Raw genomic sequence first — 24,567 nt, 5'->3', positions numbered from 1 at the left:
GGCCGGGCTGCCCCGCGAACCGGAAAGGGGCGGGTTCAGGCGCCGAGGCCGAGCGACTGCTGCCGGTAGTCGCGGGGCGGTACGCCGTAGGCCGCGCAGAAGGCGCGGCTGAAGACGGCGTGATGGGTGAAGCCCCAGCGCGCGGCGATCCGGTGGACGGGCACCGCGTACTGGGCGGGGTCGGAGAGGTCGCGGCGGGCGTGCTCCAGGCGCTGGTGGCGTATCCAGCCCGAGACGGTGAGGTCCTGGTCCCGGAAGAGACCGTGCAGATGGCTGGTCGATATGTGGTGCGCTGCCGCGACCATGCCCGGGGTCAGCTCGGGGTCGGACAGATGCGCCCGGATGAACGCCTGCACGCGCAGCGTGAGGGCTCTGCGGTGGCTCTCCGCCGGTACGGCGTCCTGCGCGTCGAGGTGGTGCGCCAGCGTCGCGGTGAACAGGTCGACCAGGACGGTCTCCAGGCGCGGTCCGTCCGCGTCGCTGAACGAGGCGACGTCGTGCACCAGGCGGCCGAGGAGCCCTGCCAGCAGCGCGCCGACCCCGTCCCTCGCCGACAGCCGCCTGGTCAGCAGTCGGGCGACGTCCCCCTCCGGCAACGGCACGAGGGCCTTGGGGATTTCGAGCCCCACACCGCGCAGTGGACCGTCCGGTACGTCGCAGTCGAACGGCAGCGAGGTGTCGATGAAGTACATCTGGTCGACGCCGTGCACGGCGGCCCTGTCGTCCTGCGCGATGGCGACGGCGCCCTGGAACGGCAGGGACAGGTGGTAGAGCTCCGGGTCGGACTGCCGGATCAGCCGGGGCGTCCGCCGCCAGCGCAGCGGCTGCATCTGCCCCGGCCAGACGGAGACGGCGCCGAGCTGGATGAGCCGCGACTCGGCCTTGAACTCGCTGTCGTAGGCGCTGGTCATGTCCGTCGGGCACATCAGCTTCGCCATGCAGTCACGCCAGTAGTCGAACCTGTCCTCCGCGGCCACGTCGTCGGTACGGAACACCGTCTCGATCATCGCCAGGGCCCAACTGTCGTCGATATCTGTTCGTTCGGCGTCCATATTTGCACGGTCCGCCACCAGGTGGGTGATGCCGGTAACTGCCTTAAGATCGTTCGGTGTCCGCAGCGAACCGGCAGGCCGGCAGTTCCCGCAACGTCAACATGAAGGACGTCGCGGCGCTCGCCGGGGTCTCGCCGAAGACCGTCTCCAACGTCATCAACGGCTTTGTCCATGTCAAGCCCGCCACCCGGGAGCGGGTCGAGCGGGCCGTCAGGGAACTCGGCTACCGGCCCAACACCAGCGCCCGCAACCTGCGCAGGGGCAGCACGGGCATGATCGGGCTCGTCCTGCCGGAGCTGGACATCCCGTACTTCGCCGAGCTGGCCCGGCACTTCCTCGGTACCGCCGAGGAGCACGGCCGCACCCTGCTGATCGAGCAGACGCTCGGCGACCGCCGCCGCGAAGAGGCCGTCATCGAGGGGCTGGCGGACCAGCTCGTCGACGGGATGGTCATCAACCCGCTGGCCCTGCACGGCCGCGCGCTCGCCGGACACACCGACGACACCCCGCTCGTCCTCATCGGGGAGCGGCCCAGCGGCGGACTCACCGACCATGTCGCCATCGACAACGTCGGGGCCGCCAGGGACGCCGTCAGCCATCTCACCGGGCTCGGCAGACGGCGGATCGCCGCCATCGGCACGCAGACCGAGCCGGACATCGGCACGCCGCTGCTGCGGACGACCGGGTACCACGAGGCGCTGCGCGCCGCCGGCCTCACGGCCGACCCCCGACTTGAGCCCGAGACCCCCGGCTACCACCGCGCTGACGGCGCGCGGACGATGCGGACCCTGCTCGACGAGGGCGAGCGGCCCGACGCCGTGTTCTGCTTCAACGACGCGCTGGCGCTCGGTGCGTTGCGGGTCCTGTACGAGCGGGGGGTGCGGGTCCCCGACGACATCGCGGTGATGGGGTTCGACGACGTGGACGCCGCGCGGTTCAGCACGCCCAGCCTGTCGTCCGTGGCCCCGGACAAGGCCGAGGTGGCGCGTACCGCGCTGCGGCTGCTGCTGGAGCGGATCGAGACGCCTGGCCTGCCGGCCCGCGAGATCACCATCGGCCACACCCTGCGGATCAGGGAGTCGACGGGGGCAGGACCTGGCGACGAGGCGGCCCCGGCCGGCGGGGTGGAGCCGGCCGGGGCGCCGGCTCACTGACCGCCGAGCCCGGTCGTCGCCACGGACTTGACGATCTGCCGCTGGAAGAGCATGAACACCAGCAGCAACGGGATCGCCGCGAGCATCGAGGCCGCCGACGCCTGCGCGTTCTGCAGCCCGTAGGCGTCCTTGACGGTGGAGAGCCCCACCGGCAGCGTCATCAGCGACGGATCGCTGGTGCTGATGAACGGCCACAGGAAATTGTTCCAGGTGGTGATGAAGACGAAGATCGACACGGCGGCGAGGATCGGCCGCGACAGCGGCAGCACGATGCTGAAGAACACCCGCAGACTGCCCGCCCCGTCGATCCTGGCCGCCTCCTCCAGCTCGCGCGGGATGCCGTCGAAGAACTTCTTCAGGATGTAGACCATCGCGGGCGCCACCACCTGCGGCAGGATCACCGCCGCGTAGGTGTCGACCAGGTTCATCGCCAGCATCTGCCGGAACAGCGGCACGATCAGGATCTGCGGCGGCACCATGATCGAGGCGATCGTGACGGCGAGGAACACCTTGCGGCCGCGGAACAGCGTCCGCGAGAACGCGTAGGCGGCGGTCGCCGAGACGGCCACCGTCAGTACGGTCACCGCGGCGCCGATCAGCAGGCTGTTCAGCGCCCACACCGGCAGATTGCCCTGCTCGAAGATCTCGCGGTACGCGGCGACGGTGAACCCGCCGTCCGGTATCCAGTCACCGGCGGCCGCACTGGCGTCGACCTCCGACTTGAACGAGGTGTCGAGCCCCCAGGCGAACGGCAGCACCCAGACGGCCGCCATCAGAACCAGGGCGAGCACCGACAGCACCCGGGGAGCGAGCCCGGCGCCCAGGGTCGGATGCCACGCGTGGCTGCCGCCGCCGCCACCGGCCGGCCGGCGCCGGCGGGCGACCTCCCTCGGCATGGTCGAGCGGCGCGGCCCCGACGCCTTCGGTGCGAGCGTGTTCGATGCCATGGCCGTCAGCCCTCCTTGCGCGAGAAGATCTTGAGCTGGGCGAGCGAGAGGACGACCACGATCGCGAAGAAGACGTACGACACCGCCGACGCGTAACCCAGCCGGTAGTTGGTGAAGCCGGTGTCGTAGATGTACTCCAGGATCGGCCGGGTCGAAGCGGCGGGACCGCCCTTGGTGAGCAGATAGATCTGGTCGAAGACCTTCAGCGAGGCGAGCACCTGGAGCACCGCGATCAGCGCGGTGGTACGGCGCAGTTGGGGGAGCGTGACCGACCAGAGCCTGCGCCACGCCCCGGCCCCGTCGAGCGCCGCCGCCTCGTACAGATGGTCCGGTATGGACTGCAAGGCGGCCAGATACAGCAGGAAGTTGAAGCCGACGGTCCACCACAGGGTGAGCAGCGCGATCGACCACATCGCGTACTTCTCCTCGACCAGCCAGCCGATCCCGTCGATACCGACGGCCCTGAGCATCACGTTGAACAGGCCCTGGTCCGGCTGGAAGAGCATCAGCCACACCTGCGTCACGACGGCCACCGGCAGCAGATAGGGCGCGAAGAACGACAGCCGCCACACCCACTGCCCCGGCAGCCCGGTGTGCACCAGGACCGCCATCACCAGCGAGACGACCACCAGCGGCACGGCGCTGAGGACCGTGAACCAGGCGGTGTTGCCGAGGCTCTGCCAGACCTGGCTGTCGGTGAACGCCTCCGCGTAGTTGCCGAATCCGGCGAAGGTGTTGTCGCCGTGGCCCGTCAGGCTGGAGTCGGTGAAGCTCATCCACACCCCGTAGCCGATCGGCACCACGAGGAAGAGGACGAAGAACACCAGGAACGGCACGGCGAACGGCCAGCCGGAGCCGCCGGACGCCCCGGTCCTGCGCCGGGCTCTCCCCGGCCGGGCGGCGACGTCCCGCCGTCGCGCGAGGGTGGGAACGGAACTCATGACACTCGCTCCTTCACTGTCGCGGTCAGGCCGGATTCGGCTGGGACATCAGGGTGTTGATCTCGGAGATCATCTTGCGCACGGCGCCCTCCGCCGACCCCGAGCCGGTCATGGCCGGCTGGAGTGCCTGGCACATCCGGGTCTGGAAGTCGGACCCGGCGCCGGTGAACCACGCCGGCGGGTCGAGAGCGGGATGCTTGGCGGCGTCCGCGTACTCGGACTGCGGATGCAGCGCCGCGTACGGCTTCGACTCGACGGCCGGCAGATAGGCGGGGATGTGGCCCGCCTGCGCCCAGGTGATGCTGGACCTGATCAGCTCCGCCACGAACTTGTGGGTGAGGCGCCGGCGTTCGGGGTCGGCGTCCGCCTGGTGCGGCAGCACGAACGAGTGGCTGTCGGCCGCCCCGGCGGGCCGGTCGAAGAAGGTGGGGAAGGGCGCTGCGCCCAAGTTGTCCTTCTTCGCCGTCAGATAGGTCGCCATGTCCCACTCGCCGGAGAAGATCAGCGGGGAGAGGCCGCCCGCGAAGTCGCCGATCGCGGTGGGGCTGTCCATCGTGCGGCAGTCCGCCTTGACCATCTCGACCATGAACCTGGCCACTTCGACCGCCGCGTCCTCGTCGATGTCCGGCTTGCCGCCCGACAGGTCGAAGGTCCCGCCGGTCTGGCTGAACAGCGTCCAGAACATCCGCCAGGCCATCGCCGAGTCGTTGACGTACCCGAGCAGCGGGCCCAGTTTCCCGTTGTCCTTGCGGAGTTTGGCCGCCACCTCCAGATAGTGCTCCGGCGACTCGAAGGGGATCGGCCGCCCGTCGGCCCGCAGCGCACCGGACTTCTCCATCATGTCGCGGTCGAAGAAGATGACGAACGGGTGGGTGTCCAGCGGGATGGCGTACGGCTCGCCCTCGAACAGGCACCGCTTGAACACCGCGGGGTTGAGGTCCTGCTCCCGCAGCCCGAACTCCGCCAGCAGATCCATGTCCCACGGGTCGAGCAGCCCGCCGGGCGCGTATCCCGCCAGCCGGGTCAGATGCATGATCGCCACGTCGGGGGAGCGGCCGCCGGCCGACGCCATCGCCAGCTTCGTGTAGTACGGCGGACCCCAGTCCAGGACCGTCGTCCGCACCTTCAGCCCCGGCGTCTCGCGCACGATCCGGCCGGTGATCTTGTTCATCAACTGGCCGTCGGGGCCCGCGAACAGGTTCCAGTATTCGAGCCGGTCCGTGTCGCCCACGCTCCCGGTCAGCGAGCCGCAGGCGCTGAGCGCCGGAGCCAGCGCAGCCGCGCCCGCTCCGTACAGGGTCCCGCGCAGCAGTCCGCGCCTGGTCAGGGTCGTCATCACTGCTCCTCGCCCTCGTCGGGCCGTTCGAAGGCGGCGGGCCGGAGCTGCGCGGCGCGCAGCCGGCCGACGTCGAGCTTGGGGCTGCGGTCGAACCGGTAGACGCCGTTCTGCTCCTGGAAGACATCCGTGAGCTGGGTGTAGCAGTAGCCGAACATCTGCGGGTCGTCGAGCAGGACGCCGGTGAGGCCGGCGAACCGCTCGTGGAACTCCTCCTCGGTGCGCGGGCGTTGCCCGTAGCCCCAGGAAGCGCCCCGGTCGTCGCCCGAAGCGGCGGCGGCCTCCTCCGGGTTCCACCAGATGCCGCCGAACTCGCTGCAGAAATACGGCTGTCCCGCGTACGGCACCGACCAGGGCGCGGCGCCCGTCTCCAGACCCTCCGGGTTGGTGAACGGCGCGTCCTTGGCCAGGCCCGCCATCTGCGTACGGAACGCCTCCGGGTCCTGCTCGTAGGAGTGCGAGTCGTACACGTCGGTCTCCCGGACCCGGTGGGAGTAGCCGGAAGCATCGAGCACGGGGCGCGAGGTGTCGGCGGCCTTCGTCGCGAGGAACATCGCGCGCGTGACGTCGTCCAAAAGGCTCTGCCGGTCGTGGAGTTCCTGGTGGGTCTCGTTGAGCGGGCACCAGCCGACGATCGACGGATGCGAGTAGTCCCGCTCGACGGCCTCCAGCCACTGCGCGACATAGCCGGCCGTGGGGCGCTGGTTGTCGCGGGTGGTGCGTCCGGTGCTGCTGCCCCAGTCGCCGAACTCGCCCCAGACCAGATAGCCGAGCCGGTCGGCGTGGTGCAGGAAGCGCTCCTCGAACACCTTCTGGTGCAGCCGCGCCCCGTTGAACCCGGCGGCCAGGGACAGTTCGATGTCGCGTACGAGCGCGGCGTCGTCCGGCGCCGTCATCAACCCGTCCCGGTACCAGCCCTGGTCGAGCACGAGCCGCTGGAAGACCGGACGGCCGTTGAGCAGCAGCTTCTTGCCCGAGATGGCGACGGACCGCAGCCCCGCCGTGCAGAGCGCCGAGTCGACGGTCTCGCCGTGCCGGTCCACGATGTCGACGGCCAGCGTGTACAGATGCGGGTCCTCGGGGGACCACGGCCTGCGCCGGTCGGTGGGGATCTGGAGCACCAGGCGCGGGGCGAGGTCGAGGTCGGCGGGCGCGCTCGCCTGGACGACCGTGCCCTCGGCGTCGGTCAGCCTGGCGCGTACCCGGTGCCCGGGACGGTTGGCGGAGAGCGGCAGTTCGAGGTGGAAGGCGCCCGAGCCGAGGTCCGGGGTGATCCGGGGGCGGCGCAGATGGACGGGGGCGACGGGCTCCAGCCAGACCGTCTGCCAAATACCGGTCGTACGGGTGTAGTTGCAGTCGCTGTTGGCGTAGTGGGTGGCCTGCTTGCCACGGGCCTGCGCGCCGTCCCTGGCGTCCCTGGCCCGGACCACCAGCACCACGTCCCGGTCCTCGCCGTCCGCCGCCACATCGCCGAGATCGGCGGTGAAGGAGGTGAACCCGCCGCTGTGCCGCGCCACTTCGCGGCCGTCGGCCCATACGGTCGCGTCGTGGTCGACGGCGCCGAAGTGCAGCAGTACGCGCCGACCCGCCCAACGGCCCGGCACCCGGACCGTGCGGCGGTACCAGACGGCGGGGTGGAAGTCGGTGTCACCGATACCGGACAGCTCCGACTCGGGGCAGAAGGGCACCGTGATCCGGCCGGGCAGCTCCTGCTCGACCAGACCGCGTTCGAGACCGCTGTCGCCCGGGTCGAAGGCGAACTGCCACCTGCCGTTCAGATTCAGCCAGTCCGTACGGACGAAGCCGGGGCGCGGGTACTCGGGGCGCGGGACGGCGCCCGGCGTGCCGGTCGGTTCGTCCGTCGGTCCTTCGGTCGGTCCGTCGATCGCGGGGCGCAGAGGCATGGTGTCTCCGGTGCTGGTGACGAGCTGGTCGTCACATGTCAGCACTCGATTACATCGATGTAAATACCTCCGACGCCGGTTTCTTCCCGAAGGGGCGGCCCCGCCCGCCGACCGCGTGGCGGCCCTGTGGCCGCCACCCTGTTTCGGACATCCCGCTGACGTGGGGGAGAGTGGGCCCAGGGCCGCGGCACAACGCACGCGGCACGCGGGGCTACGAGGTCGGAGGGTGACCCAGGAATGATCATTGCCGAGTACACACTGCCGGGGATCCATGTGCGCGACCACCGGACAGAGGTGCCGCTCGACTGGTCCGACGACCGGAGCCCGGCCCTCTCCGTCTTCGCCAGGGAACTCGTCGACCCCGGCCGCAGGTCGGACGAGCTGCCCTGCCTGGTGTATCTGCAGGGCGGCCCCGGCGGCAAGGCGCCCCGGCCGGTCGGCCGCCCCGGCGACGGCTGGCTCGGGCAGGCGCTGAAGACGCACCGGGTGATCCTGCTCGACCAGCGCGGCACCGGCCGCAGCACACCGCTCGACGGCGCGGTGATGGAGTCCTTCGGCTCGGCGCGCGAGGCCGCCGATCACCTCTGCCACTTCCGGGCCGACTCGATCGTCAAGGACGCCGAGCATCTGCGGAAGACGGTCTTCGGCGACACACCGTGGACCACGCTCGGCCAGAGCTACGGCGGGTTCCTCACCCTCACCTACCTCTCGCAGGCGCCCGAGGGGCTGAGCGCGTGCCTGGTCACCGGCGGTCTCGCGTCCGTCACGCCCGACGCCACCGAGGTGTACCGCCGCACCTATCCCCGTACGGAGGCCAAGAACCGGCTCTTCCAGCGCCGCTACCCGCAGGACACCGACGTGGTGGCCCGGGTCGCCGACCGCGTCGCGGCGGGGGACGTGACACTGCCCGACGGCGACGTGCTGACCGTACGGCGCCTCCAGACGCTCGGACTCGACTTCGGCATGAAGCCCGGCTTCGAGCGGATGCACTGGCTGTTCGACGAGGCGTTCGCCGACGAATCCGCCCAGCGGCTCTCCGGGGCGTTCCTGAGCGAGGTGGGGAACCGCACCGCGTTCGCCGGCAATCCGCTCTTCGCCGTCATGCAGGAGTCGATCTACGCGAGCGGCGCGAACGGCCCGACGGCGTGGGCCGCCGAACGGGAGCGGGCGAACCACCCCGGCTTCGCCGAGGACGCCAGGCCGCTGCTGTTCACCGGCGAGATGATGTACCCGTGGATGTTCGAGGAGATCCGCGCGCTGCGGCCCTTCGGACCCGCCGTGGAACTGCTGGCGGCCCGCGAGGAGTGGTCGGAGCTGTACGACCTGAAGCGGCTCGCCGCCAACGAGGTCCCCGTCGCCGCGGCCGTCTACTTCGACGACATGTACGTCGACTCCGGGCTCCAGTTGGAGACGGCGGCGGCGGTGGGCGGCCTGCGGACGTGGGTGACCAACGAGTACGAGCACGACGGACTCGCCGCCGACGGCCGGGTCTTCGGACATCTGGCCCAAACCCTGCGGGACGCGGGCGAGTTTCCGGCGGCCTGACGCGTCGTCCGGATCAGGCCGGACCGTCGGGCCCGAGCTTCAGCGCGCCCGCCATCGGTGCCAGCTACGATGAACGCGGGCGCGCACGCGTCCCACCTGAGCCGGCACGGAAGGAGGCGGACGATGGGCGACCCCGAGTCCGGTCCCGACCCGGAGTCCGGTTCCGACCCCGAGTCCGGTCCCGACCCGCAGGCCGGTACCAGCGCCGGTTCCGGTTCCGGTTCCGCGGCGACGCTGGCCGGGAAGATCGACGCGCTGTTCCGGGTGGTCCGGCGGTCCAACCGCGAGCAGTACAGCCACGAAGAGGTCGCCCGCGCCTGCCGCGAAGCGACGGGGGAGAGCTTCTCCGCCACCTACCTGTGGCAGTTGCGCACCGGGCGCAGGGACAATCCCACCAAGCGCCATCTGGAGGCGCTGGCCCAGTTCTTCGAGGTCCCCGTCGCCTACTTCTTCGACGGCGAGCAGGGCGCCGCGGTCGCCAGGGAACTGGAACTGCTCGGCGCGCTGCGCGACGCGGGGGTGCGCAGCATGGCCCTGCGCGCCGTCAACCTCTCGCCCGAGGGCGTCGGCACGATCAGCGACATGATCGATGTGCTCGCCCGCAGGGAGCGCGGCGCCCCCGGCGGCGCCTCCTGACCGACCGTATGCGAACTCTTCGGTGAATCCTCGCGGTGCCGGCAGGCGGAAGAGGGACGGCGTGTGAGAAATGACCGTCACAGTGGACTGTGGCAACGATGTCAGCGGACCGTCGAAGGGCTGGCCCTACCGAGCCCGTTCGACGCCGAGACCTTCATCGGGATGCTCGCGAGCGCACGCGGACGGCCGATCGAACTGATCCCTGTCTCCGCACGGCCGCACACCCCGTGCGGGCTGCTGGTCACCACCGACAGCGCCGACTGCATCCTCTACACCGCGGACACGACCGTCCTGCACCAGCAGCACATCCTGCTGCACGAGGCCGCCCATGTGATCTGCGGCCATCACGAGACGGCCCCCGCGGTATCCGCTGCCGCGCGCCTGCTGCTGCCCAACCTGCCGCCGTCCCTGGTCCAGCGCGTGCTCGGGCGCAGTGTCTACTCCGAACCCCAGGAGCGGGAGGCCGAGTTGGTGGCCTCGCTGATCCTGACCCGGGCCCGCAAGCAGGACCGGGCGGCCCCGGCGGCTCCGGCCGCGCGCGATCCGGAGCAGTCCCGGGTACGGCGGCTGTTCGGCACTCCGGAGGACCGCGCTCCCGGGTGCGCCGATGCCTGACCTCACGTCCCTCCTCGCCGCCGCGGTCTTCCTGGTCTTCGGAGTCGACCGGCTCGTCAGGAGCCGCGCGGCGCAGGCCGACCCGGCGCAGCGCTATCTGGCGGGCCTGGCCTGGTGCATGGGGACGGCCATGCTGTTCAACGCCCCCACCGTCGCGGGCGCCCTGTCGGGGGAAGCGGGGCTCGACACATCGGTCCTGCTGATCACCCACGAACTCAAGACGGCCGGGCTCGGGTTCCTGGTCCTGGTCGGTCTCGCGGTGAAGTCGCCCCCGCCGGGGCCGGGTTCGGTACGCCGCCAGGTCGCGCTCAACGCCGTGGTGCTGATCGCCTCCGCCGTGCTGTTCGGCGTCGCCGACATCGCCGAGGACGGCGACGTGCTGTCGGTCCCCGACGGCCGCCGGTGGGCGCTCGCCGGGTACAACGTGCTCTTCGCGTTCTACGGCTGCTGGTGCCTGCTGGTCCTCACCCGTGAACTGGCCCGCCACGCACACCGGATGAGCCCGGGACCGCTGCGCGCCGGGCTGAGGCTGATGGTGCTCTCCGCGGTGTTCGGCGCCGCGTGGACGCTCTGGGCGCTGGCCGACGTACCCGCCGATCTGCGCGAGGGCCGCCAAGGGGTGGGGGAGGACGCGGTGTCGGCGGCGCTCTCCGCCGTCACGGCCGTGCTCGCCACGGCAGGCGCCTCGGCGACGCTGTGGGAGGGACCGCTGGGCACCGCGGTCCGCCGGCTGCGGGCCGTCCGCAGGTTCCGGGCGCTCGAACCGCTGTGGTCGGCGCTGCACGCGCAACTGCCGCAGATCGCCCTCGACGAGTCGCCAGCCGCCCGCAGGCCCGGCCTGCGCGACGCGGAGTTCGCGCTCTACCGCCGGGTGATCGAGATCCGCGACGGCTACCTCGCGCTGCGCCCGTACTTCGACGCGGGCGTACCCGGCTGGACGTCGCAGACAGCGGACCTGGCCAGGGACCGCAGGGCGGTGCTGGAGGCAGCGATGATCGCGGCGGCCCTGGAGAACCTGCGGGCGGGAGAGCGCCAGGACGGCGTCCACCGTGAGCGGGACGCCGTCCATGTGCCGTCGGTCGTCGCGGGCACCGTCGAGTCGGAGTCGGAGTGGCTGGTCGGTGTGTCGGCCGCCTTCACCGCGTCCCCGGTGGTGGCCGGGGTCCGCAGCCGGGTCCGCTCGGCCCGCGCCGGCTGACGCGCCGTGGTCAGCGGTGGCCGTCGGACCGCTTGCGGTGCAGGGTGAACTTCTCGAACACCGACAGATCGCCGTTGGGCTTGTTGACGTTGTAGTACGTCACATGCATCCGGGTGGTGTCGCCCGCGTGCCGTCCGGGGTCGACGGTGAACGCGGCGAACCCGTACGGGTTCTCGGTGTCCCGTACGCCCGTCCAGACCGCCTGCTCCTTGACGTAGGTGGCGGTGCGCTTGCCGTTGGGACCCGGCGTCGCCGACACCGCCGTGATCACCTTGCCCGTACCGTCCTTGAAGAACGACTGGTTGGTGGTGCCCGAGACACCGCCGCCGCCCAGGACCATGTGCACGGTTCCGTGCGCGGTGTCGATGTCGTCCGTCGCGTGCGAGACCGGGTTGGGCGTGAGGGTCTCGCTGCCCCGCACCACACCGCGGACGGCCAGCGACCGCTCGTAGTTGTGCTCGTGACCGCACAGGACCAGGTCCACGCCGTACTTGTCGAAGAGCGGCCCGTACTTCTCGCGCAGCCCGAGGTCCGCGCCGTTCGCGTCGGTGGAGCTGACCATCACCTGGTGCATCGCGATGACGATCCAGTCGATGTCGCTGGAGGCCCGCGCAGCCTTCAGTTCCCGCTCCAGGAACCGCAGTTGCCGGCCGCCCGAGTAGCCGTTGACGTAGACGTCGCCGCCGTCCTGCAGGGCGTTGTCGTCGTTCTGGAGCACGATCACCCGCACCGAGCCGGCTGTGAACGCGTACCAGAGACGGGCCAGTTCGGCGTCGGTCTCGGTGGACGGCAGGTCGAAGTACGTCTGGTAGGCGCCGAGGCCCAGCGGCCCGTTGGCGCTCTCGATCTCGTGGTTGCCCGCCGCCGGCATCCACGGCCGGAACCGCGCCGAACGGCTGTTGTTGGTGAAGAAGTTGTTCCAGGTGCGCACCCGGTCGACGTCGAGGTTCGCGTAGCAGAGGTCGCCGTTGAGCAGGTGGAACAGCGGGGCGACCTGCTCGATGCCGGTGACGATGTCCTTCGTCGCCGGGGTCGAGTTGGCGTCGAGCGCGACGGTGCCGTCGGCGGCCCAGGTCACCTGCGGCGCGGACTGGTCGCCGAAGCTGGTGAAGGTGAGCGGCCGGCGGCCGCGCGGCGCCGTCTTGAACATGCCGCTGTCGGGCGCCGCGCCCTCGTGCGACACGAGATAGACGTAGTCGGTGCCGGGGCTGAGCCGGGACAGCGCCGCGTGGTGGACGTACACGACACGGCCGGACTTGCCGTCGGTGTAGGTGCGGGTACGCGCTTCGGCGCTGGAGCCGAGCCCGTGCTCCAGCGTTCCGTAGAGCACCCGGGGCTTCTTCACGGGCCCTTCGGTCAGCCAGGAGACGACCATCTGGCGGCTGGGATCGGCGCCGAAGGTCAGATGCAGGCCCTGCACGGGCGAGGCGCCGCCCGTGTCCGGCGACGGGTGGAAGGCGGCGGAGCCGAATGTGCTCGCGGCCTCGGCCGGTGCGGCGCCCAGCAGCGGAGTGGCGGCGGCGGCAGCGCCGGCCGCCCCGACCATACCCAGTGCGTGACGGCGCGTCAGTTTGCCGGACTCGTCGCTGTCGTTCGATACCATCGCGGTTCCTCCCCAGGTGGCTCGGTGAACGAGTGAACACTCGTCCACCTCCACGACCCTGCGGTGAACACGAACTTGCTTCGGTACGACGAACAGTCCCGCAGGAGCCGGGGCACTCCCCGGCCGGGCGGCGCGCTCCTCAGAGGACGAAACCGTGCGGGAACGGATCGGCGGGATCCAGCAGGTAGTTCGCCGTGCCGGTGATCCAGGCCCGGCCCGAGAACTCCGGTACGACCGCGGGCAGCCCCGCCACCTCGCTCGTCGCCAGCAGCCTGCCGGTGAACCGGGTGCCGATGAACGACTCGTTCACGAACTCGGTGTCCAGCGGCAGTTCGCCGCGCGCGTGCAACTGGGCCATCCGCGCGCAGGTGCCGGTGCCGCACGGCGAGCGGTCGAACCACCCCGGCCGGATCGCCATCGCGTTGCGCGAGTGCCGCGCGTCCGAACCCGGCGCCAGGAACTGCACATGGCCGCAGCCGCTGATGAGCGGATCCACCGGGTGGCGGGGCAGGTTCTGCTCGTTCACCGCGCGGGAGATCGCGAGCCCGGCGGCGAGGATGTCGTCCTTGCGCGCCCGGTCGAACGGCAGCCCCAGATCGGCCAGTTCGACGATCGCGTAGAAGTTGCCGCCGTACGCCATGTCGTAGCGGACGTCACCGATCCCGGGGACGGAGACCGTCGCGTCCAGTTCGAGCGCGAAGGCGTCCACATTGCGCAGCGTGACCTGTTCGGCGACGCCGTCGCGCACCGCGACCCTGGCCTCCACCAGACCGGCGGGCGTGTCGAGTCGTACGACCGTCTCGGGTTCGCTGACCGGGACCATGCCCGTCTCGACCAGCACGGTCGCGACCCCCACCGTGCCGTGCCCGCACATCGGCAGGAACCCGCTGACCTCGATGTACAGCACCCCCCAGTCGGCGTCCGGGCGGGTCGGCGGCTGGAGGATCGCACCGCTCATCGCCGCGTGCCCACGCGGCTCGTCGACCAGGAACCTGCGCAGTTCGTCCAGGTGCTCGATGGCGTACCTGCGCCGCTCGGCCATCGTGTCACCGGGGATCGGCGGCACCCCGCCGGTGACCACCCGGGTGGGCATGCCCTCGGTGTGCGAGTCGACCGCGCTGATGGTCCGTACGCTGCGCATCAGACCTCGCTCCTCGCCGCACCGGCACCCGCATCCGCGCCCGCGCCCGCATCCGCTTCGCGCGCGATGGCGTCGATCGCCTTGCGCATCTCGGCCGCGACCTGCGCCCGGTTGACGTCGGTCAGCGGGCCGCGCGGCGGCCGGCAGGGGCCGCCGTAGCGGCCGACCATCTCCATGCCGAGCTTGATGGCCTGGACGAACTCGGTACGGGAGTCCCAGCGGAACGCGGCGACCAGCGGCTCGTACAGCGCGCGTGCCTCTGCCAGCCTGCCCGCCCTGGCGAGCGCGAACAGCCGCGCCGACTCGGCGGGGAAGACGTTGGGGAACCCGGCGAACCAGCCGGTCGCGCCCATCAGCAGGCTCTCGAGGGCGACATCGTCGGCGCCGCTGATGATGTCGAGTCCCGGCGCCCGCTCCTTGATCTCCAGCACCCGGCGCACATCGCCGGAGAACTCCTTCACCGCACGGACGTTGTCGATCCGGGCGATCTCCGCCAGCAGCTCCGGCGTCAGGTCCACCTTCGTGTCCACCGGGTTGTTGTAGACCATGACCGGCAGTCCCACGGCGGCCACCGCCTCGAAGTGCGCCAGCACCTCGCCGTGGTTGGCGCGGTACATCGTCGGCGGCAGGCACAGCACCCCGTCGGCGCCGTCCTCGGCGGCGGCCTCGGCCCACCGCGCCGCCTGGTGCGAACCCACCCCGTGCACCCCGACGATCACCTTGCCGCGACCGGCGACGGCCGCTATGGCGGTACGGGCGACGGTACGGCGCTCCTCGTCGGTCAGCGACGAGTACTCGCCCAGCGACCCGTTGGGCCCGACACCGTCGCAGCCGTTGTCGACCAGCCACCGGCAGTGCTCGGCGTAGCGGTCGTAGTCGACGGCGAGACCGGCGGGCGCCTTCGGGTCGGACCGGTACGGCAGCGCCGTGGCCACCACGACTCCGGTCAGCGGGCTGGTCTCCTGCGTGCTGGCGGTCATGAAGTGCTCTCCTCGACGGACGGATCGGAACGTGGCGGGGGTGTACCGGGCCGGCTCGGCGGCTCCGGCGGGCGGGCCAGTTCACCGAGCCTGATCGGCTCGGCGACGGGCCGGTGGTGCGGTCCTGGGGGCACCGGGTCGCCGGGCCGGCAGCCGGCCGGGCGACAGTGGGCGGTACGCCTGTTGGCGCCGGGGCTGTCGGCGCTACGGGTGTCGGCGGCGGCGCGCAGCTCGGCGACGGTGGGTCCGCAGACGCGTGCCTGGCAGGGCCCGAGCCCCGCCCGGGTCGCGAGCTTCGCCACCCGCGCCTCCGTACCCGTCGGATCGTGCGCCGTGCGGCGGACGGCCGCGTAATCCGTCTCCTCGCAGCGGCAGATGACGGTGTCCGGCCGCAGCCAGCCGGGCCAGGCCCGGCCGACCGGGTGCGCGGCGGTCAGCCGCGCGGCGAACGCCCGCCCCTGGTCGCGGCTGCGGCGCAGCGCCGTCAGCGCGCGCGCCTCCGGATCGCCGCCCGCCGCGATCCAGCCCGCGAGCGCGCCCTCGGCGCGGGCGGCGGGCGCACCGGCGACACCGGTGATCTCGCCCGCCGCGTACACCCCGGGACGGCTGGTCGCCTGGTCGTCGTCCACGTCGACGAACGCCTCGGCGGGCGACCCGCCGGGCACGGGGCGCAGCGCACACCCGGCGGCCACCGGCAGCTCCAACTGCGGTGTGAAGCCATGGCCGACACAGACGGCGTCCACGGCCGTGGTCCGTTCACTGCCCGGCACCACCGACCAGTCGGCGCGCAGCTCGGCGCTGACGATCTCCTCGACGCGCTCGTCGCCGCGCGCCTCGATCACCGCCCTGCCCAGCCGGTACGGGACGCGGTGGCGGCGGAGCGCCGCCGCGTACTCTAGCAGTTCACCGCTCTTGCCCGCCTGGGCGGGCAGCTCCCAGGGGCGCCGCAGCCAGCCGCGCAGCACACCGCCGGTGCGGGCGGCCTCCAGCACCTCGACCACCTGGGACCCGGCCGCCAGCAGGGCGGCGGTCACCGGCAGCAGGAAAGGACCGGTGCCCGCGACCACCACCCGGTCGCCGATCACCAGCCGTTCGCCCTTGGCCAGCGCCTGCGCCGCGCCCGCCGTGAACACGCCCGGCAGCTCCCAGCCGGGGAACGGCAGCACCCGGTCGTGCGCGCCCACCGCCAGCACCAGCGCGTCAGGCGCCAGCACCCGGCGCACCCGCGCGCCGGGCCCGCCTGCGGGATCGCCGGTCAGCACGTGCACCAGCGGTGCTGCCACCGAGCCGGGGTCCGGCTGCTCCAGTGCCCAGACGGCGCTCTGCGCCCACCAGGCACAGCGCGGATGGCCCAGCACCCGGCGGCTGCGCGTCTCGAACGCGCGGTAGCCGTGGTGCAGCACCTCGGGGCTGTCCGCCTCGAAGGCGTCGGGCAGCATGCGGTGGTACTGGCCGCCGGGCCGCTCGGCCGTGTCGATCAGCGTCACTTCGGCGCCCGCCGCCAGCGCGGTGTCCGCGGCGGCGAGCCCGGCGGGGCCCGCCCCGACGACCACGACATGACGCCGGGTCATCGCGCGTCCCCGAAGCCGGTGCTCGTGCCGCTCCCGCTCCCGCTGCCGGTGCCGCTCCCGCTACCGGTGCCGGTGGCGCGTGACTGCGTGGTCACCGCGTCGCCGTCCAGCGCCCGGCGCCGGCAGGCCCGTACGTCCCGCTCACCGTTGACCGTCACCAAACAGTCGAAGCAGACGCCGATCCCGCAGAACACCCCGCGCGGCGCGCCCGACGGGCCCCGCCGCCAGGACGTCCGGCCGGCGGCCAGCAGCACGCCCGCCACGGACTGCCCGGCGACGCCCGCCAGCGGTTCGCCGTCGACGGTGATGGTCAGCGGCCGGTCCCTGCGCCCCACGGGATCGGACCCGGCCGGTACCAGTCTCGGGCTCATGGCGACTCCTCGGTCGTGGACGGTACGTCTGCGGGTGTAGCGGGTGTATCGGGCGCCTCCGCGGCCAGTACGGCGGGCCTGTCCACCCGGAACGGGGTCGCGTCGATCGCCGTCGCGTCCCCGAGCAGCAGCTCCCGCAGCAGCCGCGCCGTACCGACGGACAGCCCGATCCCCGCCCCCTCGTGACCGCTCGCGTGCCAGAGGCCCGCGAGCCGCGGGTCGGGTCCGATGACCGGCAGATGGTCGGGTACGTACGGCCGGAAGCCGCCGTACGCGCGCATCACCTGCACACCGGCGAGCGAGGGGAAGAGCCGCAGCGCCTTCGCGGCGATCGCCGACAGCACCTCGGGGCGGGTCCGGTCGTCGAAGCCGACCCGCCGCCGGGAGGAGCCGAGCAGCACACTGCCCGCCCGGGTCGCCTCGACCACCGCCGAGGTCTGCAGATCCCCCGCGCCGCTGCCGACGGCGCCCACGTAGTCCGCGTCGTACACCTTGTGGAAGACCGTCGGCGGCAGCGGGACCGTCACCAGCACCTCGCCGCGGCGCGGCCTGATGTCCACCGGTGCGCCCAGGCGCGCCGACAGCTCACCGGACCACGGTCCCGCCGCGTTGACGAAGACGTCGGCCGACAGGGTCCCCCCGGAGGTGCGCACCCCCGTCAGCCGGCCACCGCGCCGCACCCCTCCGAGCACCTCGCAGCCGGTACGCAGGACGGCGCCCGCGGCGAGCGCCTCCGCCAGCAGGGCGGTCGCTGCCCCGGCCGGCTGCACCTGGGCGTCGTCCGGATAGTGCATGGCGGCGGTGTGCCCTTCGGTGACGAAGGGTTCGGCGGCGCGCAGCGCGCCGCTGTCCAGCGGCTCGGCCCGTACGCCTGCCGCCCGCTGGGCCGCGGCGAACGGCAGCAGCCCCGCAGCGCCCTCGGCGGTGGTCGCGACGACGATGCCGCCCTTCGGCTCCCACTCGACCGCTTCTGCCCCGACCGCTTCTGCCCCGACCGCATCGGCCCCGACCACATGAGCCCCGCCTGAGCGCCGCTCGGCGAGCGACGCCAGTACCTCGGGCCACAACCGCCGGGAGAGCTGGGCGAGTTGGAGTTCGGGCCCCGGGCCCTTGTCGGAGACCAGGATGTTGCCCTCGCCGTGCGACGTGGTGGCCGCCGCCGCTCCGCCCCGGTCGACCACGGTCACGTCGAACCCGGCGAGGATCAGTTCGCGGGCGCAGGCGGCGCCGATGATTCCGGCGCCCAGCACCACCGCCCGCGTTCGGGACATCCATCCTCCACTGTTCTGTAAAGCGAACGGTCTTGAGCGTATGGGTCGGCCCGGAGGGTGTCAACGCACCTCGGCTAGTGCGGAGCGCCCGGCGGCTGCGGCTGGTCCCCGCCCGACCGGTACTGGAGCAGCAGCACCGACCGCACGGGCCCTTCGGGGGCGCTGTAGCAGTGCGGCAGCGAGCCGTCGAACGACACGTAGTCGCCGGGCCCCAGCTCCACCCGGTGGCCGTCCACCTCCACGTGCAGCCGGCCCGCCTGGACGACGGTGTGCTCGGTGCCCGCGTGCCCCAGCGAAGGCTGCCGCGACCCGTCGCGCACCTGCTGGTCGTAGATCTCCATGATGACACCGCCGGCCTCGATCCGCCGGAGTGCCCGCAGGTCGACGCCCGCGCCGCTCAGCACCTCGGTCTCGGCTGCGCGCACCACCGTCACGGCGTCCGCGTGCTGGGTGTCGAGCAGGTCGGAGATCGGCAGCTCCAGTGCCCGAGACAGGCTGAAGACCGTCTCGATGGTCGGGTTGCCGGTGGCCGATTCGAGCTGGGACAGCGTCGCCTTGCCGATCTTGGACAGCCGCGACAGCTCGGAGAGCGACAGTCCGCGCCGGGTCCTCTCCCGCCGGAGATTGGCGGCCAGAACGTCCCGGACCGAACTGCTGGGGGACTTCACGCGGGCTCCTTCGGCTGTCGGTACTGTTCGGTGCAGTGTAGGGATGACCTACCAGGTTCGTTCGACATAGTGAACGCGCTCGTGGGGCTGTCGGCGGAACCAGGACTCGGAGTGTATGAGCCCGGTCTCCCTGTCCCAGCCGTTGACCGTGGTAGTAACCGCTTTCTACATTGAGAGTCGCGCGGCCTGTCGCCCTGACCGGTCCGCGCATCCCCGACACGCAAGGACGGACATGACCTACCTCGCCGCCGAAGAGCGCTATTCCGGTATGCAGTACCAGCGCAGCGGCCGCAGCGGCGTGCTGCTCCCGAAGGTCTCGATAGGCATCTGGCAGAACTTCGGCGACAGCAGCCCGCTGGAGACCCAGCGCGCCGTCCTGCGCCGCGCCTTCGACCTCGGTGTCAGCCACTTCGACATGGCGAACAACTACGGTCCGCCGGCCGGCAGCGCCGAGACCAACTTCGGTGCGCTGTACGACGCGGACTTCCGGCCGTACCGCGACGAGCTGTTCATCGCGAGCAAGGCCGGCTACAACATGTGGCCGGGCCCGTACGGGGAATGGGGCTCGCGCAAGCACGTCCTGGCCAGCCTGGACCAGACGCTGCGCCGCACCCACCTCGACTACGTGGACCTCTTCTACTCCCACCGGCCCGACCCGCACACGCCGATCGAGGAGACGGTGGGCGCGCTCGCCTCGGCGGTGCGGCAGGGCAAGGCCCTCTACGTGGGTCTTTCCAACTACAGCACGGAGCAGATGACCCGCGCCGCCGCCCTGTTGAAGGAGCTGGGCACCCCGCTGCTGATCAACCAGCACCCCTACTCGATGCTTAACCGCGACATCGAGAACGGGTTGATCGCGGCGTCCGACGAGGTGGGCGCCGGGGTCATCGCCTTCTCGCCGCTCGCGCAGGGGCAGTTGACCAACCGCTACCTCAACGGCATTCCGGCGGACTCCCGGATGGCGGGCGGCGGCTCCCTCAAGAGCGACGTGCTGACGGAGGAGCGGCTGGCCCTGCTGGGCGCCCTGGACACGTTCGCCGGGCAGCGCGGTCAGTCCCTCGCCCAACTCGCCCTCGCCTGGGGGCTGCGCGACCCGCGCGTCACATCCGTGCTCATCGGCGCCAGCAGCGTCACCCAGCTCGAACAGAACATCGGCGCGCTCGACGCGCCCGCCCTCGGCGAGTCCGAACTCGCCGAGATCGAACGGCTGCTGGCGCAGGAGACGGCGGCGGCCTGACCAACGGCCGGTCAGTCGCGGCTCAGTGTGGAAGGCGACCCGGCGGACTGGGCACCCTCGGCCTCAAGGGCGAGGGTGTCCGCGTCCTTCATCGTGATCACATAGATGTGGTCGGTGGGGCACGTCCCGTTGGTCGCGGGGTCGGTGGGATGGCTGGTGACCGCCTCGAACACCATCGACTTCGGGTGGACCTCGGTCAGCTTCAGCGCCTCCGTGCAGCCGACGTTGATGTTCGTCCCGACCGCGTCGACATCGCTGACCTGGCTGCCCACGATCTGGCCGAGGTCCGCCGCGTGCAGCGTCAGAGCGACATGGAAGCGGCTGACCTGGGCCGTCCCCGGACCCGTGCCCGACCAGTGGCCGACCCAGGACGCCGGCAGCGCGTCGTCCGCGCCGTCCGACGCCGGTGCCGAGGGCGACGAGGAGGATCCGCCGCCCCCCGCACCGTCCGAGGAGCCGTCGCCGTCGCCGTTTCCGAGCTGGACGAGTACGAAGGCGACAGCGGCGGCGGCCAGCACCCCGCCGGCCAGCAGGGCGGCCCACCGACGGCCCGCGCCGCGCCGCGCGGGACCGGTAGGCGCACCTGGGGCGGGCGGCCCCGGCTGGGTGTACGGCCCAGGCCCGGTGTAGGACCCGGGCCCGGTGTACGGCCCCTGCTGGGGGTACGGGGCCGGTTGGCTGTACGGGGCCTGCCGGCCGTACGGGTTCGGCTGCGCGTACGTCGCGGCGTACGGCGGCGCCGACGGGTACGCGGGGCCCTGCGGCGCGCCCGTACCGTCCACGGCCCCTGCCCCCGCGAACGCCTGCCGCATCGCCTGCTCACGGGAGCGCAGCTCGGCCGCGAGGCCCGCCGGCAGCACGGACGGCCACCGGCCCGCCGGCTGCCCCGCGCGCTCCAGCAGCGCGCCCGCAGCGGCCGCCGAAGGGCGTCGCTCGGGCTCCTTGGCCAGACAGCCGCGCAGCAGTGCACCCAGCGGCTCGGGCAGGCCGTCCAGGCTGGGTTCCTCGTGCACGATCCGGTACAGCAGCGCGGGGGCCGACGGCGTCTCGCCCGGACGGGAGAACGGGCTGCGCCCGGTCGCCGCGTAGACCAGCACGGCGGCGAGCGAGAACAGGTCGCCCGGCTCCGCCGAACTGCCCGATGTCGCCTGCTCCGGCGCGAGATAGCCCGGCGAGCCGATGACACCGCCGGTCCTGGTGTGCCGGGAGTCGTCGGCGGCCCGCGCGATGCCGAAGTCGATGAGCAGCGGACGCTCGCCGCCGAGCAGGATGTTCGACGGCTTGATGTCGCGGTGGCTGAGTCCGGCGGCGTGCACCGCGCGCAGCGCCTGGCACAGCTCGGCGGCCAGCGACAGCGCAGCGGCCTGCGGCAGCGGGCCGTTGCGGTCCACCCAGTCGGCGAGCGAGGGCGCGGCGACGTACTCGGTGGCCAGCCACTGCGGCCGGGCGCCGGGCGCGCTGTAGTCGACCACGGTCACGGTCCACGGCGACCGCACCCGGTCGGCGTTGCGTATCTCCCGGTCGAACCGTTCGGCGAAGCCGTCGTCCGCGCCGAACTCGGACCGCAGCGTCTTCAGCGCGAGCGGCCTGCCCGACGGCGTGCGCGCGAGGTACACCTGTCCCATGCCGCCGGCGCCGAGCCTGCCGTACAGCGGATATCCACCGATGACCCGCGGGTCCGAAGGATCCAAGCTCTCCATGAGCAGTCACAGTAAAGGGGCGCGGGGTACGCCGGGAGCGCGCGGGTACTCATCTTCGCCTGCGCACCTGTGCCCTCGCACCCGATCGCGGCCCGGGGCCTCGTACACGATCGCGGCCCGGGGCCCTCGTACACGATGGCGGCCCGGGGCCCTGACGGCACGTGCCCCCGCCGGCCACGGTCGGTGGCCGGCGGGGGCACGGAGGCATGCCAGGGGTGGTGCCGGAACAGCGAGATCAGTGGCTGGGGCCGCGCTTGCCGCCCATGTCCTTGCCGCCCATCTCGTCGCCCTCCTGGCCCGAGTCGTACTCGATCTGCTCCTTGCGGACCTCCGACGAGACCTCCTGCTGCTCGGTGACCTTCTCGGTCTCCATGCGCACCCGCTCGACGGCGACGGTCTCCTTGCGTACGACCGGCTGCTCGGCGTGCAGCGTCACCTGGGTCTCGGCCTCGCCGATCCGGCCCTTCGTGCGGTCGCCGTCCGTGATCGGCTCGTGGATGACCCGTACCTCTTCGTGGCTGACCGGCACGGTCGTGGTGATGTTCTCCGTCACGACGACCTTGCGCAGCCGGGCCCGGCCGCTCTCGTGCTCCTCGGTGCCGACGTGGAGCTGCTCCTCCGACCGGATCAGCTCCTCGCCCCTGCGGTGGTCGCCCGCGCCGGTCATGTCGTCGTCGGCGAAACCCATGCCGACGCCTTCGGACCTGGCCGTACCCGCACCACGGCCGGTGCTGGTACCCGCGTCCACACCGCCGGCCACGCCACCGGCCGCACCTGCGCCGGCACCGGCGCCCGCACCTGCGCCCATGCCGGTGCCGGTCGTCCCGCCGGTGTCCTTGGTGGTGTCCGTGCCCTTGGCCCCGGCCATGCCGGAACTCATGCCCGCGCCGGCGCCGGTGAGGCCGTAGTGCTCGTACAGCTCACGCTCCTGGGCGGCGTCCAGATGCTCGTCGGCGTCCAGGCGCGGGGCGTCCTTGACGGTTTCCTTGGGGTGGGCCACATGCAGCCCCTCGCCGGTGCGCCGGGCACCGGACAGCGGGACAAGGCTCTCCTTCATACCGAAGAGACCGGTTTTCACGGTGACCCACTCGGCGCGGCCGGTGCGGTCGTCGACATAGACCTGGCCGACGTTGCCGATCTTGTCACCGTCCCTGTCGTAGGCGGTCAAGCCGTTCAGCTCACCGGGGTTGTTGAAGACGCCATCGGCTGACATCTGCCATCACTCCTTGCTGCGTGGGGGAGCGCGTCCAAGGGAGCGGTCCCCTCGGAGTCAGGCGCGCATACGTCCATCGCGCCTCTCCCCGGTACGTAAGGCAACCGCAGACGGCACGCGCGGGCCGCGGGGACCGCCCGTGCCCGCCGCCCGGCCGGGATCCGCGCCCTGCCACCGGCTCGTTCCGCACTCCGCCATTCGGGTGAACGGGGAACGCCGACGCGGCGCGCGGCGCCAGGCGCCGGGTCTTCGGTGATCCTTGACTGCTGAGGACGCCGCGACTGCCGAGGAGAGCGCCGATATGCCAGTGAACCGTGTGGGTGTCGTGGTCCATCAAGGCCGTCCCGCGGCCGTGGAGGCCGCCGACGTCGTCCATGACTGGTGCCTGTCGCACAGCATCCCGTGCAAGGAGATCGACGTCTGGAAGGACCACGAGCCTCGGCACGGCGGCCAGGAGGAGGCGATCGCCGCAGGCAGTCCCGACCTCGTCGTCACGCTCGGCGGCGACGGCACGTTCCTGCGTGGCGCGCGGATAGCGGCCAAGAGCGACGCGGCCGTGCTCGGCGTCGACCTGGGCCGGGTCGGCTTCCTCACCGAGGTGCCCGCCGACGACGTGGGGCGCGCCCTGGACGCCGTGCACGAGGGCAGGGCCACGGTCGAGGAGCGGATGACGCTGGCCATGCGGTCGTCGAGGCCGCTGGAGATCCCCACCGCCATGGAGGCCCTGCTGCGCTACGGGCGGGGCCCCGCGCTGCCGCCGCCCGAGGTCCGGCCCGACATGGTGGGCGGCGAGGGCTGGGGGATGGCGCTGGACGCCATCGCGCTCAACGACGTCGTCCTGGAGAAGCTGGCGCGCGACCGGCAGGTCAGCCTCGGGGTCTACATCGCGGGCCGGCTGCTCGCCGCGTACTCGGCGGACGCGGTCATCGTGGCCACCCCGACGGGCTCCACCGCGTACAGCTTCGCGGCGGGCGGGCCCGTGCTCTCTCCGCACATGGACGCGGTGGTCTTCACGCCGGTGGCACCGCACATGACGTTCGGCAGGACGGTCGTCGCCGCCCCTGACGAGCCGATCGCGCTGCGGGTGCTGCCGCATTCGGGCGACGTGGCGCTCAGTATCGACGGCCAGTTGCGCGGGGTGCTGAAGCCGGGGGACTGGGTGGGGGTGTACGGGGCCAAGTACCGGCTGCGGCTGATCCGGCTGGGGCCCACCGACTTCTACACCAGGCTCCGCGACCGGTTCCGGCTCACCGACGCGCCGGCGACGGCGGCCGACGGGCAGTCGGCCCCGCTGTTCCGGCCCGACGGACCCGTTCCCGACGACCTCGCGCATCTGCGGATGCCGGCCGCCGACGAGCTGTGAGACAAGGGGGGTTGGGGCCGGGCGGGGCGCCCCCCCCCGGGGGCACTGCCCCGGGGGGGGCGGGGGGCGGGACCGCGGGGGGGGTGTGCGTCGCGCCCCGGGGGCGGGGGGGGTGGGGGGT

At 72.2% G+C, this 24,567-nt stretch carries 21 protein-coding genes; 7 read left to right on the top strand and 14 right to left on the bottom strand.

Annotation, left to right across the window (positions count from 1 at the left end):
• Window positions 1-35 precede the first annotated feature (35 nt).
• On the bottom strand, window positions 36-1,007 hold the full coding sequence (locus ACZ63I_RS07720) for an AraC-like ligand-binding domain-containing protein (RefSeq protein WP_469337039.1): 972 nt from the start codon (window positions 1,005-1,007) through the stop codon (window positions 36-38).
• A 101-nt stretch (window positions 1,008-1,108) separates the two neighbouring features.
• Here ACZ63I_RS07720 and ACZ63I_RS07715 point away from each other — a divergent pair, with 101 nt between their 5' ends.
• On the top strand, window positions 1,109-2,206 hold the full coding sequence (locus ACZ63I_RS07715; protein WP_469336382.1) for a LacI family DNA-binding transcriptional regulator: 1,098 nt from the start codon (window positions 1,109-1,111) through the stop codon (window positions 2,204-2,206).
• Here ACZ63I_RS07715 and ACZ63I_RS07710 read toward each other — a convergent pair.
• The 4 genes from ACZ63I_RS07710 to ACZ63I_RS07695 are packed head-to-tail and all read right to left on the bottom strand — an operon-like array spanning window position 2,200 to window position 7,334.
• A complete protein-coding gene (locus ACZ63I_RS07710; RefSeq protein ID WP_469336380.1) occupies window positions 2,200-3,153 on the bottom strand; it encodes a carbohydrate ABC transporter permease in 954 nt (317 codons plus the stop codon). The two genes, ACZ63I_RS07715 and ACZ63I_RS07710, sit on opposite strands and share 7 nt — an antisense overlap.
• Window positions 3,154-3,158: 5 nt before the next feature.
• Window positions 3,159-4,094: a carbohydrate ABC transporter permease gene (locus ACZ63I_RS07705; protein ID WP_469336378.1), complete on the bottom strand. Its 936-nt coding sequence runs from the start codon at window positions 4,092-4,094 to the stop codon at window positions 3,159-3,161.
• A gap of 25 nt (window positions 4,095-4,119) precedes the next feature.
• Entirely contained in the window at window positions 4,120-5,430 is a 1,311-nt protein-coding gene (locus ACZ63I_RS07700; protein ID WP_469336377.1) for an extracellular solute-binding protein, read from the bottom strand.
• Window positions 5,430-7,334: a glycoside hydrolase family 2 protein gene (locus ACZ63I_RS07695; RefSeq protein ID WP_469336376.1), complete on the bottom strand. Its 1,905-nt coding sequence runs from the start codon at window positions 7,332-7,334 to the stop codon at window positions 5,430-5,432. Before ACZ63I_RS07695 ends, ACZ63I_RS07700 begins: the two co-directional genes overlap by 1 nt.
• 237 nt (window positions 7,335-7,571) lie before the next feature.
• On the opposite strand from ACZ63I_RS07695, the gene ACZ63I_RS07690 reads away from it, so the two are divergent.
• From ACZ63I_RS07690 to ACZ63I_RS07675, 4 genes are all read left to right on the top strand, one after another.
• A complete protein-coding gene (locus ACZ63I_RS07690) occupies window positions 7,572-8,879 on the top strand; it encodes an alpha/beta fold hydrolase (RefSeq protein WP_469336374.1) in 1,308 nt (435 codons plus the stop codon).
• Between the two features lie 123 nt (window positions 8,880-9,002).
• Window positions 9,003-9,515 carry an XRE family transcriptional regulator gene (locus ACZ63I_RS07685; RefSeq protein ID WP_469336372.1) on the top strand — a complete coding sequence of 171 codons (513 nt, stop codon included), beginning with the start codon at window positions 9,003-9,005 and terminating at the stop codon, window positions 9,513-9,515.
• A 63-nt stretch (window positions 9,516-9,578) separates the two neighbouring features.
• Window positions 9,579-10,130 (top strand): ParH-like protein, encoded by a 552-nt coding sequence (locus ACZ63I_RS07680; RefSeq protein WP_469336370.1) that lies wholly within the window; start codon window positions 9,579-9,581, stop codon window positions 10,128-10,130.
• A complete protein-coding gene (locus ACZ63I_RS07675; protein ID WP_469336369.1) occupies window positions 10,123-11,328 on the top strand; it encodes an MAB_1171c family putative transporter in 1,206 nt (401 codons plus the stop codon). The genes ACZ63I_RS07680 and ACZ63I_RS07675 overlap by 8 nt, the downstream gene beginning before the upstream one ends.
• Window positions 11,329-11,338: 10 nt before the next feature.
• Here ACZ63I_RS07675 and ACZ63I_RS07670 read toward each other — a convergent pair whose 3' ends face one another.
• The 7 genes from ACZ63I_RS07670 to ACZ63I_RS07640 all read right to left on the bottom strand — a co-directional run bounded on the left by ACZ63I_RS07670 (window position 11,339) and on the right by ACZ63I_RS07640 (window position 18,933).
• Window positions 11,339-12,931, bottom strand: coding sequence for a purple acid phosphatase family protein (locus ACZ63I_RS07670; RefSeq protein ID WP_469336367.1), 1,593 nt, complete (start codon window positions 12,929-12,931; stop codon window positions 11,339-11,341).
• A gap of 139 nt (window positions 12,932-13,070) precedes the next feature.
• Window positions 13,071-14,072, bottom strand: coding sequence for a proline racemase family protein (locus tag ACZ63I_RS07665; protein WP_469336365.1), 1,002 nt, complete (start codon window positions 14,070-14,072; stop codon window positions 13,071-13,073).
• Window positions 14,072-15,052, bottom strand: a complete 981-nt coding sequence (locus tag ACZ63I_RS07660; RefSeq protein WP_469336363.1) for a dihydrodipicolinate synthase family protein — start codon at window positions 15,050-15,052, stop codon at window positions 14,072-14,074. The genes ACZ63I_RS07665 and ACZ63I_RS07660 overlap by 1 nt, the downstream gene beginning before the upstream one ends.
• On the bottom strand, window positions 15,049-16,623 hold the full coding sequence (locus ACZ63I_RS07655; protein ID WP_469336361.1) for an FAD-dependent oxidoreductase: 1,575 nt from the start codon (window positions 16,621-16,623) through the stop codon (window positions 15,049-15,051). Before ACZ63I_RS07655 ends, ACZ63I_RS07660 begins: the two co-directional genes overlap by 4 nt.
• Window positions 16,620-16,994, bottom strand: a complete 375-nt coding sequence (locus tag ACZ63I_RS07650) for a (2Fe-2S)-binding protein (protein WP_469336359.1) — start codon at window positions 16,992-16,994, stop codon at window positions 16,620-16,622. The genes ACZ63I_RS07655 and ACZ63I_RS07650 overlap by 4 nt, the downstream gene beginning before the upstream one ends.
• Window positions 16,991-18,265 (bottom strand): NAD(P)/FAD-dependent oxidoreductase, encoded by a 1,275-nt coding sequence (locus tag ACZ63I_RS07645; protein WP_469336357.1) that lies wholly within the window; start codon window positions 18,263-18,265, stop codon window positions 16,991-16,993. Before ACZ63I_RS07645 ends, ACZ63I_RS07650 begins: the two co-directional genes overlap by 4 nt.
• 74 nt (window positions 18,266-18,339) lie before the next feature.
• Complete coding sequence (locus tag ACZ63I_RS07640) at window positions 18,340-18,933, bottom strand: helix-turn-helix domain-containing protein (RefSeq protein WP_469336356.1); 594 nt, start codon at window positions 18,931-18,933, stop codon at window positions 18,340-18,342.
• Window positions 18,934-19,165: 232 nt separating this feature from the next.
• On the opposite strand from ACZ63I_RS07640, the gene ACZ63I_RS07635 reads away from it, so the two are divergent.
• Complete coding sequence (locus tag ACZ63I_RS07635) at window positions 19,166-20,170, top strand: aldo/keto reductase (protein WP_469336354.1); 1,005 nt, start codon at window positions 19,166-19,168, stop codon at window positions 20,168-20,170.
• An 11-nt stretch (window positions 20,171-20,181) separates the two neighbouring features.
• Here the strand turns inward: ACZ63I_RS07635 and ACZ63I_RS07630 are convergent, their stop codons facing one another.
• Entirely contained in the window at window positions 20,182-21,870 is a 1,689-nt protein-coding gene (locus ACZ63I_RS07630) for a serine/threonine-protein kinase (RefSeq protein WP_469336352.1), read from the bottom strand.
• A gap of 235 nt (window positions 21,871-22,105) precedes the next feature.
• On the bottom strand, window positions 22,106-23,083 hold the full coding sequence (locus ACZ63I_RS07625) for a PRC and DUF2382 domain-containing protein (protein WP_469336351.1): 978 nt from the start codon (window positions 23,081-23,083) through the stop codon (window positions 22,106-22,108).
• Window positions 23,084-23,384: 301 nt separating this feature from the next.
• On the opposite strand from ACZ63I_RS07625, the gene ACZ63I_RS07620 reads away from it, so the two are divergent.
• Window positions 23,385-24,446: an NAD(+)/NADH kinase gene (locus ACZ63I_RS07620; RefSeq protein WP_469336349.1), complete on the top strand. Its 1,062-nt coding sequence runs from the start codon at window positions 23,385-23,387 to the stop codon at window positions 24,444-24,446.
• Window positions 24,447-24,567: the final 121 nt, after the last annotated feature.

It is taken from the genome of Streptomyces sp. NPDC087906 (assembly GCF_055584925.1).
The sequence above is the reverse complement of the archived record's forward strand: the minus strand, read 5'-3'. Positions and strand labels throughout refer to the sequence as shown.